This is a genomic window from Paenibacillus sp. FSL R5-0486, from assembly GCF_037975155.1.
GTDB lineage: Bacteria > Bacillota > Bacilli > Paenibacillales > Paenibacillaceae > Paenibacillus > Paenibacillus amylolyticus.
The window spans coordinates 4,593,045-4,607,134 of record NZ_CP150237.1 but is presented as its reverse complement, the minus strand read 5'-3'; the positions used below and the strand labels follow the sequence as shown (position 1 = coordinate 4,607,134).

The window sequence follows — 14,090 nt, the reverse complement described above, 5'->3', positions numbered from 1 at the left end:
AACGGGGGTTTTTTGTTATGTTAATTAACGCGGTGTTTGAAGGTGGAGGCGTCAAAGGGATCTCACTTGCAGGTGCTGTGCAGGGTGCTCAAGACTGCGGCATCCAGTTTAATCGAGTGGCAGGCACATCATCCGGTTCCATTGTAGCTGCTCTGCTAGCGGCCGGTTACAGGGCCGAGGAGATGAAAGTCATTATTGAGAATACCCCCTTTGTTTCATTGCTGCGTCGTTCCCCCATATTTAATACCCGATGGATTGGCCCCGCAGCGAGGCTGTTCTTGAAGAAAGGACTATATTCGGGAGAGGCGCTGGAATCATGGATTCGCAAGATGCTGGAGCAGAAAGGGATTCGCACATTCGCTGACTTGCCACAAGGTAAGTTGCTTATTACCGCATCCGATATATCCAATGGGACCATTCTGGTGTTACCAGACGATATTCGGCGGTTCGGCATTGACCCTGGGAAGCTGGATGTTGCAAAGGCGGTACGTATGAGTTGCAGTATCCCGTATTTTTTCGATCCGGTAGTCATACGCAAATCACCAGTATTCTCCAAAGGACTTCCTTTTCAAGATCAGTTTGTTTATGTCGTGGATGGTGGATTGCTTAGCAATTTTCCGTTGTGGCTCTTCGATGGTGATCGCTCGGAACGAGGAGGAGACGTTATTCCGGTTGTTGGATTCAAAATGGTGGGGAAGACGGAAGTAGAACCCGCCCGGATTAAAGGACCGCTAAGCATGCTTCAGGCCCTTGTGGAGACGATGCTCACAGCACATGATGAACGCTATATCGAACAGATTAACCGGTTTCGGACAGTGAAGATACCAACGCTTGGCATTAAACCGACGCAATTTCATTTAACGTTACAGGATAGCACAGCCTTATATCGATCAGGCGCAACTGCAGGGAACGAATTTTTCAACGGATGGAATATGAAAATGTATGATGAACAGCTGGACAAACAACGAAAAGAATTGCGCAAGAAACAAGCAGAAGCTCCACCTCTGATTCCTGTATAAACGTGAAAAAAGCAATTCTCCGCATGTTGGGAGAACTGCTTTTTTGTATTTTCAGTACCTTTTAGTGAAATTTCGGTATATCTTCATCGCTTTTCCCTTTTTGTCCCTGAATCACTTGGAAAGGATAATCCTTGCGTTTCTTTGAAGAGCCGCTGCTCTTTCTGGCACTGGACTGTGCATTGACTTTTGCCATGGTTCGTGCCGATGGCTTAATCTTTGGTGATTTGGTTTTGCTTGCCCAGCGACGAGGCGGATATTTGTACAGCAGGAATACGGCTCCGAACACGACCAGAGGAATAATGATCCTGGATGGACTAGCGTTCCCCAGCCAAGTCAAGACTCCAACAGCAGCTAGTGCGATGAACGTCCAAAATAAGATTGCCTGCTTGTTCATATCATTCACCCTTTCACAGGATCGAGTGTTGCAACAGGTACTTCTGACGTAGCAGAGACATTAGCAAGCTTGGCATCCAACTCACGCATACGGTTAAACGAAGCAATGGAGACTTCTACCTGTTCGTTGGTCGGTTCTTTTGTTGTCAGCAATTGCAGCCACAATCCCGGGTATCCGAGATAACGCAGTACAGGAATATCACGTACCGAATTCGTGAGCTTTAAGAGTTCAAAAGAAATGCCTAGCACAACTGGCAATAACAATAGACGCTGACCCATCCGTTCCCAGAGGTTATCGTACGTGAAGAGGGAGTATAGAAACACTCCAATAATGACAGTCAACATAATGAAACTGCTTCCGCAGCGGTAGTGCAGTCGGCTGTACTTTTGCACGTTCTCCGGTGTCAGTTCTTCACCAGCTTCATGTGCGCTGATTACTTTGTGTTCCGCTCCATGATACTGGAAGAGACGTTTAATCATCGGCGTCTGTGAAATTAACCACAGATAAGCGAGTAACAGGATCAGCTTAATGCCGCCTTCCAGTAAATTATGCAAAAACTGATTGTCGAATGCATTTTTGAATAGAAAATTCTCGATAACAACAGGAAGCAATGTGAGCACAACTTTACCAAAAAGGAATGAAAGGATGGCGACGGCGGTCACACCAATGATCATGCTTAGGCTCCAGCCCGAACCTTCTTTCTCTTTTTGCTTGGCCTTCTCTTCCGGTTCCAGTTCATCATCAGCATAGGCGTCAGCAGAATAATTGAGATGTCTGCTACCTTTGACACTTGAATCTATAATGCTGACAATTCCGCGTAATAAAGGAATCCGCCGCAATTTCGTGACCCAGGACTTGTCTTGCTTGGGAACTTCCAGATACGTAATTTCGCCGTCTTTTCTACGAACAGCTGTAACGTTGACATGTTTCCCACCGAACATTACGCCTTCAATGACAGCTTGCCCCCCATAGCTGACAGGCTTGGATTGTTGAGGCAAATTATTCACCTTCCTATTCTGTTCTAGGCCTTCGCGATCAAAGGCAGTTTAATAACCCTATTGTATCGAATTTTGAGACCAATTTCTAGTTTGTGAGTCAAACCTTGAAGGATGTTGTTAAGATTGTCCTGTTTTGAACATACTACCTCGTAGAATCGGAGTGGAAATTCGAGGCATAATGCGGGATTATCAACGGAATGAAGGAGAATATCGATGACAGAACGTAAGCATGAAGATACATCACAAGATGAAGGTCAACGTCCCAATGAGCGGCAGCAAAAAGACAAGGGCAGGCGCCCTACACAGAGGCAAGGCCAAGCACACTACTACACCAAGCCATTTTCCTTTGCGTTAGAGCTTGGCTTTTTTGCCGGTTTTATCTGGGGCGGGCTGCATTGGCTATTCTATCTGTTGCATTTTACGATTGTACCTGTCGGATTTCTGGCCGAGCCTTTTTTCAAACATGAATATATATATACCGCAGCAGGACATTTGACAGGCTGGCTGTTTTTTATCGTCTTTTCCATCTTGGCATCCTTACTCTACACGTTCACGATTAGAAAACTGAAAGGGCCGTTACCCGGCATGGTATATGGAATCGTCTGGTGGCTGATTCTCTTTATACTGGTCGGACCAAAACTGGGGATGATGAAACCTTTGAACGGTTTAACGTGGGATTCAATCATCACGGAACTCTGTTTCTTTTTGCTGTGGGGGCTGTTCATTGGTTACACGGTAGCCATGGAGTACACGGACGAACGTAAACGCGAGCCGGAGCAAGCGGGGGCATAGCGCAAAAAAGCTTCTCAATCCGGCAATGCCTGTGTTAAAATAGCAGATGGTTATTTGCAGAGAGGGTGGAGCAGCGATGAAACGAATTATTGTGATCAATGGTCCGAACCTGAACATGCTTGGTGTACGCGAACCGGGCATCTATGGAACGCTTAGTCTGAAGGATATTGAGGACAAAATTCGCAGACAGGCTGATGAAATTGGCGTCTCCATCGCTTTTTATCAATCGAACCATGAAGGGGACATCATTGACCGCATTCATGCAGCGATGGGTGAGGCAGACGGAATAATACTGAATGCCGGAGCATTTACCCATTATAGCTATGCTATACGTGATGCAATCAATGCTGTTAAAGTCCCTACGGTGGAAGTACATCTATCCAACATTCATGCACGCGAAGCGTTCAGACATCATTCAGTGATTGCAGCGGAAACAATCGGGCAGATTGCCGGATTTGGCGAAGTAAGCTATGAACTGGGATTGCTGGCTCTTGTGCGTCATCTGGACAAACAAACCTGAGCCGGGAACCCGGGAATGTGAGAGAAAGAAGGGTTACCGATGGAAAACAAACGAGTAAATAAGTTGCGTGAAGCCATGCGTGAGCATGAACTCACTGCAATGCTGATTACAAACCCGATTAACCGTCGTTATATGACGGGTTTTACAGGCTCGGCGGGATATGTGCTGATTACGGAACAGGATGCATATCTGCTGACTGATTTCCGTTATATGTCACAAGCGCCTCAACAAGCCAAAGGATTTACCGTTGTGGAGCATGGAGCTAAGCCGATGGATACAGTGCGCGAATTGCTGACATCCGCGAATATCAAAGAAGTGGGCTTCGAGCAGGATAGTGTCACATTTGGCACGCATTCCGCTTATGCTGAAGCACTTCAATCTATCGAACTGAAAGCTGTATCCGGGATCGTGGAACAACTTCGTATGTTCAAGGATGAAGACGAGATCGCGGTCATGCAGAGAGCAGCAGATCTGGCGGATGCCACGTTCAGCCACGTTTTGCAGTTTGCAAAACCAGGTATGACGGAGCGGGAAGTGGATCTGGAGATGGAGTTTTTCATGCGCAAACATGGAGCAACGTCCTCTTCGTTTGACACCATTGTAGCATCGGGTGAACGTTCTGCTATGCCTCACGGTGTAGCGAGCAGCAAGGTCATCGGACAAAATGAGTTAATTACATTTGACTTTGGTGCACTTTTGGACGGATACTGTTCAGATCTGACACGTACCATTGCAACAGGTACACCTGTACCTGAACTGCGCAAAATTTATGACATTGTACTGGAAGCTCAGTTACATACGCTGGAGAACCTGAAACCGGGCATGACCGGACGGGAAGCAGATGCATTGGCTCGTGATATCATTGCAGGTCACGGATATGGAGATCAATTCGGACACAGCACAGGCCACGGTCTGGGTATGGAAGTTCACGAAGCTCCTCGCTTGTCCAAGCTTAGCGACGATGTATTGAAACCGGGTATGGTCGTTACCGTTGAACCGGGTATATATATTGACGGGCTTGGCGGCGTGCGTATCGAGGATGACGTAGTGATTACCGAGACGGGTATTCATATTCTCACGAAGTCGGACAAGAAGTTCACCGTAATCGGCTAAATTACAGCCACAGGGATATAAGACGATTTTTAATGTGTTATTATTTAAATTGAAAATAAGAAATTTCACCATAGCGAAGAGTGCAGAACCAATCTGAAGAAGCGAAGCGTTCGCCTTTATCACCGGATTTTCCCATTGATAATGGGATCAAAAAAATCTGGGGATAACAGCGATCGGAGGATGGTACTGCAATCGAAGTGAACGAGGTGGCCATTCTTGGGCTCATTTTACATATAACATTAACCCATCGTCTTATATCACCTACTTTTTAACCATATCAGGAGGGATTTTTTGTGATTTCAGTAAACGATTTTAAAACAGGCTTGACCGTGCAAGTAGATAACGATATCTATACCGTACTTGATTTCCAACACGTTAAACCAGGTAAAGGCGCTGCCTTTGTACGTTCCAAATTGAAAAACCTGCGTAACGGTAACACCGTTGAAAAAACATTCCGTGCAGGCGAAACGATTGGTCGTGCCATTATTGAAAACCGTGGCGTATCCTACCTGTATGCAAGCGGTACAGAGCACACGTTCATGGATAACGAAACATATGATCAGTTCACATTGACTAGTGAACAACTGGAATGGGAATTGAACTTCCTGAAAGAAAACATGGTCGTTAAGATTGTTAGCTACCAAGGTGAAATTCTCGGAATTGACTTGCCAACAAGCGTTGAGTTGAAAGTCATCGAGACTGAGCCAAGTGTTAAAGGTAACACTGCACAAGGCGCTACCAAAAATGCAAAAGTGGAAACAGGCTTGAACGTACAGGTTCCTTTGTTCATTAACGAAGGTGACGTTCTCCTGATTGACACACGTGAAGGTAAATACTCTTCCCGTGCGTAACTTTCACAGCTTGTAAGCTAAAAAAGGTTATTAACAACCCTTTGCCATTCCTTTGGCAGAGGGTTTTTTCGAAAAAAGATTAGCCTATCAGGCGCTTTCGTAATATACTGGGTTAAAGTCATTTCTCGTAGAGAATAATGACGATGGACATTAATTATGCATACTGCACAAGGTAGGGAGTGGATTTGCGTTGTCATTGTACGTCATGAAATTTGGGGGCAGCTCGGTCGGAGATACAGAACGCATGAAGCGTGTGGCCGGACGTGTTGTAGAAAAAGCTGATGAAGGACATCGGTGTGTAGTTGTGGTTTCGGCCATGGGGGATACAACAGATGATTTGATTGATCAGGCAAAACAACTGAATAGTGAACTGCCTGCTCGTGAGATGGATATGCTCTTAACGACAGGAGAACAGATTTCGATCTCTTTGTTATCGATGGCTATTCAAGCGCTTGGACGTAAGGCAGTATCGTTTACGGGCTGGCAAGCGGGATTCCGCACAGAGCCGGTTCACGGAAAAGCACGTATTCATGATATTCAACCTGACCGTGTGAATGCAGCACTTGCCGAGGGCAACATTGTTATTGTTGCAGGCTTCCAGGGCATGACGGAAGACGGCGAGATCACAACGCTCGGTCGTGGTGGTTCGGATACAACAGCTGTAGCGCTGGCGGCAGCAATTAAGGCTGATGCGTGTGAAATCTATACGGATGTAGACGGAATCTATTCTACGGACCCGCGGATCGTTAAGGTTGCGCGCAAGCTGAAGGAAATATCGTATGACGAAATGCTGGAGCTCGCTAATTTGGGAGCAGCGGTGTTGCATCCGCGTGCAGTAGAGTACGCGAAGCATTCCGGTGTACCTTTAATCGTAAGATCCAGCTTTAACCATAATGAAGGAACGGTTGTGAAGGAGGAAGCAGCAATGGAACAAGGCGTAGTGGTTAGTGGTATTGCCTATGACAAAAACGTGGCTCGCATCAGTATTCTGGGTGTGCCGGATGTACCAGGAGTTCTGGCCGAAGTATTTGGTGCGCTTGCATCCAATCAGCTGGATGTGGACATTATCGTTCAGAGCGGAGTGATGGATGGCAAAGCGGACTTCTCGTTTTCTGTGGCGCTGTCTGATCGTGAGAACGCATTACGTGTCATTGAAGGCCTTCACAGCCGCTTGCCTTACCGTGAAGTTACATCTGAGGAGAACCTCGTTAAAATCTCCATTGTTGGCGCAGGCATGGTCAGTCATCCTGGTGTAGCTGCGAAGATGTTCAAAGTCATTTCGGCTGAAGGCGTGAGTATCAAGATGGTGAGCACTTCCGAGATCAAAGTATCTTGTGTTATTGACGGAGATAAGCTGCATGACGTCATTAAGGCATTGCATACAGCATATGATCTCGACACTGCCGAGCAAGCCGTTATCGGTGGACCTCAAGATCGCAGATAAGTATCTTCAATGTATGTAAATTAGCAAAGGTGTACTGTTGCCAACGGGCAGCAGTACACCTTTTTTTGTTTTTCTCATGGCAATTCTCACATCAACTTGAACATCTTTCCCCCGCGTATGCCTCTATAAGGCTGCATGCGGTTCCCCTCCCCCATCTCGGGAACACAATCCAGCAGGTTTAATTGAGAACAATACGAAATATCATGAACCCTGCCTAACTTTTCAAGCCTCCGCCCGCTAACAGACCCCTGCACCAACTCCGGGATGCTCTCACTACGTTGGGATACCGCCTGATGAAGCACTATGCCGAGATCGTTAAGTTGAAGGGGAGAACAGGATTGACGGTGCAGTTCATCGATGATACATCCAGCACACAAGCCGTCCTCCAGAGCAAATTCATCCTGGTTCCCCGCACATAACAGCAATACATCTCGTTGAAGTTCACATAGAGCTGCTGCAACAGCCTGCACATTGAGAAATGAACCAGCGAATACATGTTTCCCCTTGGAAGCCTTGATCAAAGCTCGTGTTCCATCGGTTGTGGTTAGAATGATTGTTTTATCTGCAATGCCTGCAGTCATATATTCATAGGGGGAATTCCCCACTTCGAATCCGGTGATTTTTTTGTCAAAACGCTCCCCGCCTCGAATGCAATCTTTCACTTCCATTTGTTTGGCTTGTGGAACGGTCTCTACGGCAATCACAGCCGAAGCGTCATACGCCAGAGCCGTAACAATCGTACTGGTCGTACACAATACATCAATGACAACTGCACTTCGCCCTGCAATATCAATGGTACGTACTTCATTCACATTGCCAACGACATCAACTCGCACTCCCCACAACTCCTTTCTGTATCTGGGGATCGGTAGTTCTGTTTTGAACCGGAATGGAACTTACCTATCTGCAATTACTATATGCATGCACATCTAGACGGGTGCCTAGAACAGAAGGTGCATCTATGGTTTCAACTCTCAACCGTATTCTGAAGAATTGATAGATTTCAGCGTCATAAATTAAATGTACAGGCATAAACTTGAGATATGAACAAGCGCCAGAATTGTGAACCAAATGATCTCAAGGTTGGAGGAGCCTACTCATGAAGGTGAACTGGAGGGAACTTTTTCCGGAACCGATCCGAACCATTCTCGGAAGAATGCCACCCGCTCTATTGGAACAAGTGGAGGAAGTACGTATTCGTGAAGGCAGACCCCTGGAGATTAATGCAGGCAACACATACCACTTCCTGACACCTCAAGGTTGTCCGACCGGGAATCCTGAAGAAGCGTATGTTCCTCAGAAAGAAGTGACGCACAGGTTGCTGGACCTGATCAGTAACCATTCACTTTATACATTGGAAGAGGAACTGCGCAAAGGGTTCATCACCATACCTGGGGGACATCGAATCGGGCTTGCTGGACGAACGGTACTAAGCGGTGGGCGTGTCGAATACCTGCGTGACATCAACGGGTTTAACGTTCGGGTAGCCCGTGAGGTACATGGAGTGGCTGATCGTATTCTTCCTTATCTTCTCGATATGAAGAGCGGACAGGTCCTGCACACGTTGATCCTATCACCACCACAACAAGGGAAAACGACGTTGCTGCGAGATCTGGCGAGACAAATTAGTAGTGGTACAAAGCTTACAGGGGGAACTGAACTGGTTCAGGGAATACGTCCACGTCTGAAAGTGGGCATTGTGGATGAAAGGTCCGAAATCGCTGGTAGCTACAAAGGAGTACCTGGCTTCGACGTAGGTCCCCGAACAGATGTGATGGACGGTTGTCCGAAGGCTGAGGGCATGATGATGATGCTTCGCTCCATGTCGCCCGATGTCCTGATTGTGGACGAGATCGGTCGTCCGGAGGATGCCGAGGCTGTGATGGAAGCCCTGCATGCAGGAGTCTCAGTGATTGCGACTGCGCATGGCCGTGACCTATCGGAGCTGTCGGCCAGACCCGCCCTCAGAACCTTAATTACGGAGCAGATGTTTCAACGTTATGTCCAGTTGCAACGGACGAGCCGGGGCATGACCTTTCGGCTGGCTGATGGCAAAATGCGTGGGTTGCAGCAGACCGGGGCAGGAGGTGAAGCCTTTGGTTAACATGTTTGGTGCGGTAATTATTCTGTTAGCCAGCACCCTCGCCGGATTTTACAAGGCCAGACAGTATGCATTAAGACCGAGACAGTTGCGAGAACTCATTGCAGCCCTCCAGCGACTAATGACGGAGATTAACTATGGGCTCACTCCACTTCCCGATGCCATGGGCAAGATGGGAGCACAGACCAAAGAACCTGTAAAGACGTTGTTTCTTCATGCAGCTACACAGATGGAACCTCCTCATGGACTCACTGCCCGGGAAAGTCTGCAGTCAGGCGTGGATCTGGCGTGGGGAAGATCGGCCATGAAGGCTGACGAGAAGGAAGTGATGCTGCAATTAAGCTTCAGCCTTGGCACAAGTGACCGTCAGGATCAGACCAAACATATATCGTTAGCCATTCAACAACTAATGCATGAGGAATCCCGCGCCCAGGCCGATCAAATGAAATATGAACGAATGAGCCGAAGCCTCGGGATGCTTGTCGGAGCGTTAATCGTCATTCTGATCTTCTGAAATAGCCGGGATAGTGAGGTGCCAAGGTCATGAATCTAGAAGTGAACGCAATCTTTCAAATTGCGGGTATCGGAATCATCATCGCCATGATTCACACGGTACTGAAACAAATGGGAAAGGAAGATATGGCTCACTGGGTGACCGTAATCGGATTTGTCGTTGTATTGTTCATGGTGGTCCGTATGCTGGACAGCCTGCTACAAGAGATCAAATCGATATTTCTTTTTCAATGAAATCGGTCATGAAGCCGGATGGTGGTGACCTGTGGAAATTATCCAAGTTGTAGGTTTGGCGCTCATCGCAACAGTGCTTATTCTGGTCATTAAGGAACAGAAACCGATGTTTGCCTTTCTGATTGCTGCCGCAACCGGCATTGTCATCTTCATGTTGTTGATTGGCAAAATCGGAGCAGTCATCGAAGTATTGAAGCGGCTTGCCGAGAATTCAGGCATGGAAAGTATTTATCTGAAAACGGTGCTGAAAATTATTGGCATAGCGTACATCGCTGAATTTGGCGCACAGATTGTCAGGGATGCAGGCCAGGAAAGCATTGCGTCCAAAATCGAATTGGCTGGTAAGGTACTGATCCTTGTACTTGCTATACCGATCATCAGCATTATTATCGAAACCGTCATGAAGCTGATGCCGGTGTAGAAAGGGCGTGCGGACTTCATATGAAATCAATGCATCTTAAGCCGCAGTGGCGCCTTACGGTTGTGCTGATGCTCTGTTTTCTGTTTGGTATCCTGGGACAGGTTACTGCAACCTCGCCTTCCGGTGAGTGGATGGAGCAACAGGCCGATCACCTTCCCAAGGATCAGGTGGAGAAATACTGGGATCAACTGATGCAACAATACGGTGGTTTCTTCCCGGATGGGAAGACCCCTTCCTTCATGGATATGTTAATCCCCGGCAATGAAGGGTTCAGCCTGAAATCGGTGTTTGTAGCGATAGGAACCTTCATGCTGCATGAAATTTTATATAATGGCAAACTTCTGGTCACGATTGTGATGTTAAGTGTACTCAGCATGATTCTGGAGACACTTCAGACTGCATTTGAGAAAAATAATATTAGCAAAATCGCCTATTCCATCTGTTATATGGTCATCATCATTATTGCGATTAACAGCTTCAGTGTGGCGATTGGATACGCCAAGGATGCTATAACCGGCATGATCAACTTCATGATGGCCATGGTTCCCTTGTTATTCACACTGCTTGCGTCCATGGGTAATGTCATCACCGTCTCGGTGACACATCCACTCATCATTTTCATGATTCATCTGGTGAGTACGTTGATTCACTTGCTGGTATTCCCGTTACTCTTCTTCTCAGCTGTTCTGCATCTCGTCAGTTCATTGTCTGACAAGTACAAGCTGACACAGCTGGCAGACCTCCTGCGCAATATTAGTGTGGCACTGCTGGGTATCCTGCTGACGATGTTTTTGGGTGTAATCTCGGTTCAGGGAGCATCGGGCTCCGTAGCGGATGGAGTTAGCCTGAAGGCCGCCAAATACATCGCAGGCAACTTTGTCCCTGTTGTGGGCAGAACATTTGCGGATGCGACGGATACGGTAATTACAGCTTCTTTACTTGTCAAAAATGCAATTGGACTCACCGGAGTGATCATCATTTTGTTTCTATGTGCCTTTCCGGCACTCAAGATTCTGGCTCTTGCCTTGATATACAACGTAACTGGTGCCATTATGCAACCGCTAGGAGACACCCCGATTGTAGGATGCCTCCAGGCCATCGGCAAGAGCATGATCTACGTATTTGCGGCGCTGGCAGCCGTCGGGCTGATGTTTTTCCTGGCCATTACCATCTTGCTGACCGCGGGCAATCTGACTGTCATGATGCGCTGAATGTATGTTGGCAAGAAAGGTGGTGGAAAGGATGGGGTGGCTGAGCAACTGGCTCCAGGAATTGATTATGATCGTTCTGCTGGCGACTTTTGTGGATATGTTGTTGCCCAATCGATCCATGGAACGTTATGTCAAGCTTGTGCTGAGCCTTCTCATCCTGCTGACCCTTTTATCACCCATAACCAAGCTGCTCAAAAGTGATCCGGTTGGCGAACTGAAACGGGCAATGTCTGCAATGGATGCTCCATCGAATGGGAATGCGACACTCGAACAGATATTAGCTCAGGGCAAACGGCTACAATCCAATGAACAGGAACAATCCTTACAATGGACAGCCAAAGAACTGGCTAATGTCATGAAAGGTCAGATTGAAGAAACAACAGGAGCCAAGGTGCGGTCCGTAGAGGTACAGCTGACCATGAGTAAATATGAAACGGAGATGGAAGCTGCCTCATCAGTCGAACTGCCTGTGATCCAGCGTGTGTTGGTCGAGATGGCCGGAGAGGGTGTAGAAGGAGAAGTGAAGGCAGGGCAGCAAGAAGTCGCTGCTAACACACAACCCATATTTGGAACAGACACAGAAGTCGAGAAGGATAAATCACATCAAATACAGCAGCCCATCCAGATCGGTCAGATTGAAGTGCCTGATGTACAGATTGATGTGAGTAGAGGGCAACGTGATGGAAATGAAGCATCTTCCGAGCCTGTTATACGTGATCAAGCAGATGAGACGAAGCAGCAAGGTGAGACATCCACAAGGTCCGAACATGCGGTGCAGATTATTACATTGTTGACTGAAAAGTGGGATGTTGATGCAAACAACGTTCAAGTGACAGAACCAAAACGTGCTGGAGTGCTCTGAGAAGGAGGGTGTCCGATGAAACAATGGTTCAAAAAGATGGAAACCTGGATGGGTGGCGGAGAGGGTGGGGCAAGGCGAAGTCAAACCTTCCGCTGGCTGATTATCCTGGGTTTGATCGGGGTGGGAATCATGCTGTTCAATTCCTTCGTCAATGTCAAAAAAATTGATTCCGAAAATATCGGTCGGGAACCACCGGACCCGGCAACATCCATGGCATCCATACAGAGTGATCCGTCGGAACAGAATCCTTTTCAGGCGATCGAAATTGCATTTGAAGACAAAATCAAAGGTGTGCTGGAAAACATTGTTGGTGTGGGAACGGTTGATGTGATGGTTACCGTGGATTCCACAGAAGAATTGGTCGTTCAGCGGAACGTGAAGGATTCTCAGCAACTTACCGAAGAAACCGATGCTAGCGGGGGCAAACGGCATATGACGCAATATACCCGTGATGGCGAGATTATTACTTACGAAATAGCAGGGGATCAGACACCTATAGTGACCAAAAAGCTCAAACCGCAGATCCGTGGGGTGCTTGTGGTTGCGAGGGGTGCAGAGAACAAGGTTGTGAAGGACCTGATAACCGATGCTGTGGAAAAAGGACTGAATGTGGCAGCCTACCGGATCTCGGTTGTACCGCGCAAACAAGACTAATCTGATGTGTTGAATCACAAGATTCAATTCTCATAAGATTGAAGCCAATTTGAGGAGGAAGTTCTAATGAATAACAAACGCCAAACGGTATGGCTCGTTTCCATGCTGAGTCTGATGGTCATTTTGTCCGCGTATTATCTGTTCACTGAGGATTCCGGTCCAGTCAACGCGCCGGTGGCTGACAGTCAGCAAGTGGATGGAATCAAACAAGGGGAAGCAAAGGAGACGGCAGGCATTCTTGATCCTACAGAAGGTTTGGTTGTAAATGAAGTGGTGAATAGCGGCGAAGTTGAAAATGATCCAAGTGCGGCTGGCGCTGTGGAAGAACCAGCGGCTACGGAAGGTAAAGAAGCTGGAAATACAGAGAAAACACCTGCTGTCGAACCAGGCGAGAATAAGGGTGAGACAGGCAAAGAAACCAACAAAGAGACCGACAAAGGCGCAACAACTACACCGGAGACAGACGGTCAGGCAGGCGGCACTGCAACCAAGACAGATGAGGAAGTCCTCAAGGAAATGGAAGAGCAGAATACGACAGCATCTGCGAGCAGCCAGTTCCAGAACTACCAGTGGCAACGTGAGGAAAGCAACAATCGTAAGTATGAGGAACTGATGACCGTGGCAGGTGATCTGAGCAAAACGCCAGAGGAGAATGCCAAAGCAACCGAGCAACTCCGTACACTGGAAGAAAAAGAAGCTAAAATCACTGGCATTGAAGAGACGCTCTCTCAACAGTTTGCTAATGCGATCGTTGAAGAAGATGCCGACAAGTATAAAGTTGTGGTCCTCAGTGACAAACTGGATGTAAAACAGGCGGTATCCATTGTGGATCTGGTTATGAAAGAATTGGCGGTTTCACAGAACAAAATCAGCGTGCAATACGTCACAGAACAGTAATCCAAATCATGGAAATGCAGTCCCGGGAGCTGGTTGTACTCTCGGGCTCTTTCCATTTTTAATGAT

General features: G+C 47.3%; 17 protein-coding genes. 14 read left to right on the top strand and 3 right to left on the bottom strand.

Features of this window, described 5'->3' with window-relative positions:
• Positions 1–17: 17 nt before the first annotated feature.
• The gene (locus MKY01_RS20530; RefSeq protein WP_076327966.1) at positions 18–1,019 is read left to right on the top strand and encodes a patatin-like phospholipase family protein; all 1,002 of its coding nucleotides are present in this window, start codon (positions 18–20) and stop codon (positions 1,017–1,019) included.
• 61 nt (positions 1,020–1,080) lie between these two features.
• Here MKY01_RS20530 and MKY01_RS20525 read toward each other — a convergent pair whose 3' ends face one another.
• A complete protein-coding gene (locus MKY01_RS20525; protein WP_036614407.1) occupies positions 1,081–1,413 on the bottom strand; it encodes a hypothetical protein in 333 nt (110 codons plus the stop codon).
• Positions 1,414–1,418: 5 nt separating this feature from the next.
• Positions 1,419–2,411 (bottom strand): DUF1385 domain-containing protein, encoded by a 993-nt coding sequence (locus MKY01_RS20520; RefSeq protein WP_062835280.1) that lies wholly within the window; start codon positions 2,409–2,411, stop codon positions 1,419–1,421.
• Between the two features lie 213 nt (positions 2,412–2,624).
• On the opposite strand from MKY01_RS20520, the gene MKY01_RS20515 reads away from it, so the two are divergent.
• From MKY01_RS20515 to MKY01_RS20495, 5 genes are all read left to right on the top strand, one after another.
• Positions 2,625–3,203, top strand: coding sequence for a YqhR family membrane protein (locus MKY01_RS20515; RefSeq protein ID WP_074095698.1), 579 nt, complete (start codon positions 2,625–2,627; stop codon positions 3,201–3,203).
• Between the two features lie 76 nt (positions 3,204–3,279).
• Positions 3,280–3,723, top strand: a complete 444-nt coding sequence (gene aroQ, locus MKY01_RS20510; protein WP_036614400.1) for a type II 3-dehydroquinate dehydratase — start codon at positions 3,280–3,282, stop codon at positions 3,721–3,723.
• Positions 3,724–3,762: 39 nt separating this feature from the next.
• On the top strand, positions 3,763–4,836 hold the full coding sequence (locus MKY01_RS20505) for a Xaa-Pro peptidase family protein (RefSeq protein ID WP_036674988.1): 1,074 nt from the start codon (positions 3,763–3,765) through the stop codon (positions 4,834–4,836).
• Positions 4,837–5,129: 293 nt separating this feature from the next.
• Positions 5,130–5,687: an elongation factor P gene (gene efp, locus MKY01_RS20500; protein ID WP_036614394.1), complete on the top strand. Its 558-nt coding sequence runs from the start codon at positions 5,130–5,132 to the stop codon at positions 5,685–5,687.
• 190 nt (positions 5,688–5,877) lie between these two features.
• On the top strand, positions 5,878–7,131 hold the full coding sequence (locus MKY01_RS20495; RefSeq protein WP_036614392.1) for an aspartate kinase: 1,254 nt from the start codon (positions 5,878–5,880) through the stop codon (positions 7,129–7,131).
• Positions 7,132–7,217: 86 nt separating this feature from the next.
• Here MKY01_RS20495 and MKY01_RS20490 read toward each other — a convergent pair whose 3' ends face one another.
• Positions 7,218–7,967 carry a 2-phosphosulfolactate phosphatase gene (locus MKY01_RS20490; RefSeq protein ID WP_076251020.1) on the bottom strand — a complete coding sequence of 250 codons (750 nt, stop codon included), beginning with the start codon at positions 7,965–7,967 and terminating at the stop codon, positions 7,218–7,220.
• 263 nt (positions 7,968–8,230) lie between these two features.
• On the opposite strand from MKY01_RS20490, the gene spoIIIAA reads away from it, so the two are divergent.
• The 8 genes from spoIIIAA to MKY01_RS20450 all read left to right on the top strand — a co-directional run bounded on the left by spoIIIAA (position 8,231) and on the right by MKY01_RS20450 (position 14,024).
• Positions 8,231–9,235 (top strand): stage III sporulation protein AA, encoded by a 1,005-nt coding sequence (gene spoIIIAA, locus MKY01_RS20485; protein WP_036674989.1) that lies wholly within the window; start codon positions 8,231–8,233, stop codon positions 9,233–9,235.
• Entirely contained in the window at positions 9,228–9,746 is a 519-nt protein-coding gene (spoIIIAB, locus tag MKY01_RS20480) for a stage III sporulation protein SpoIIIAB (RefSeq protein WP_036614389.1), read from the top strand. The genes spoIIIAA and spoIIIAB overlap by 8 nt, the downstream gene beginning before the upstream one ends.
• A gap of 29 nt (positions 9,747–9,775) precedes the next feature.
• Entirely contained in the window at positions 9,776–9,979 is a 204-nt protein-coding gene (gene spoIIIAC / locus MKY01_RS20475; protein WP_017687585.1) for a stage III sporulation protein AC, read from the top strand.
• A 31-nt stretch (positions 9,980–10,010) separates the two neighbouring features.
• Positions 10,011–10,400, top strand: a complete 390-nt coding sequence (gene spoIIIAD / locus MKY01_RS20470; RefSeq protein WP_017687586.1) for a stage III sporulation protein AD — start codon at positions 10,011–10,013, stop codon at positions 10,398–10,400.
• A gap of 20 nt (positions 10,401–10,420) precedes the next feature.
• Positions 10,421–11,611, top strand: a complete 1,191-nt coding sequence (spoIIIAE, locus tag MKY01_RS20465) for a stage III sporulation protein AE (protein ID WP_036674993.1) — start codon at positions 10,421–10,423, stop codon at positions 11,609–11,611.
• A gap of 31 nt (positions 11,612–11,642) precedes the next feature.
• Positions 11,643–12,473, top strand: coding sequence for a stage III sporulation protein AF (gene spoIIIAF, locus MKY01_RS20460; RefSeq protein WP_282320864.1), 831 nt, complete (start codon positions 11,643–11,645; stop codon positions 12,471–12,473).
• 15 nt (positions 12,474–12,488) lie between these two features.
• Entirely contained in the window at positions 12,489–13,127 is a 639-nt protein-coding gene (gene spoIIIAG, locus MKY01_RS20455; protein ID WP_036614381.1) for a stage III sporulation protein AG, read from the top strand.
• A 66-nt stretch (positions 13,128–13,193) separates the two neighbouring features.
• The gene (locus MKY01_RS20450) at positions 13,194–14,024 is read left to right on the top strand and encodes a SpoIIIAH-like family protein (protein ID WP_282320865.1); all 831 of its coding nucleotides are present in this window, start codon (positions 13,194–13,196) and stop codon (positions 14,022–14,024) included.
• Positions 14,025–14,090 lie beyond the last annotated feature (66 nt).

Excerpts from the sequence above, each read along its gene's own strand:
- MKY01_RS20530 (WP_076327966.1), top strand. The coding sequence starts at position 18 with ATGTTAATTAACGCGGTGTTTGAAGGTGGAGGCGTCAAAGGGATCTCA.
- MKY01_RS20525 (WP_036614407.1), bottom strand. The coding sequence starts at position 1,413 with ATGAACAAGCAGGCAATCTTATTTTGGACGTTCATCGCACTAGCTGCT.
- MKY01_RS20515 (WP_074095698.1), top strand. The coding sequence starts at position 2,625 with ATGACAGAACGTAAGCATGAAGATACATCACAAGATGAAGGTCAACGT.
- aroQ (WP_036614400.1), top strand. The coding sequence starts at position 3,280 with ATGAAACGAATTATTGTGATCAATGGTCCGAACCTGAACATGCTTGGT.
- MKY01_RS20505 (WP_036674988.1), top strand. The coding sequence starts at position 3,763 with ATGGAAAACAAACGAGTAAATAAGTTGCGTGAAGCCATGCGTGAGCAT.
- spoIIIAA (WP_036674989.1), top strand. The coding sequence starts at position 8,231 with ATGAAGGTGAACTGGAGGGAACTTTTTCCGGAACCGATCCGAACCATT.
- spoIIIAC (WP_017687585.1), top strand. The coding sequence starts at position 9,776 with ATGAATCTAGAAGTGAACGCAATCTTTCAAATTGCGGGTATCGGAATC.
- spoIIIAE (WP_036674993.1), top strand. The coding sequence starts at position 10,421 with ATGAAATCAATGCATCTTAAGCCGCAGTGGCGCCTTACGGTTGTGCTG.
- spoIIIAF (WP_282320864.1), top strand. The coding sequence starts at position 11,643 with ATGGGGTGGCTGAGCAACTGGCTCCAGGAATTGATTATGATCGTTCTG.
- spoIIIAG (WP_036614381.1), top strand. The coding sequence starts at position 12,489 with ATGAAACAATGGTTCAAAAAGATGGAAACCTGGATGGGTGGCGGAGAG.
- MKY01_RS20450 (WP_282320865.1), top strand. The coding sequence starts at position 13,194 with ATGAATAACAAACGCCAAACGGTATGGCTCGTTTCCATGCTGAGTCTG.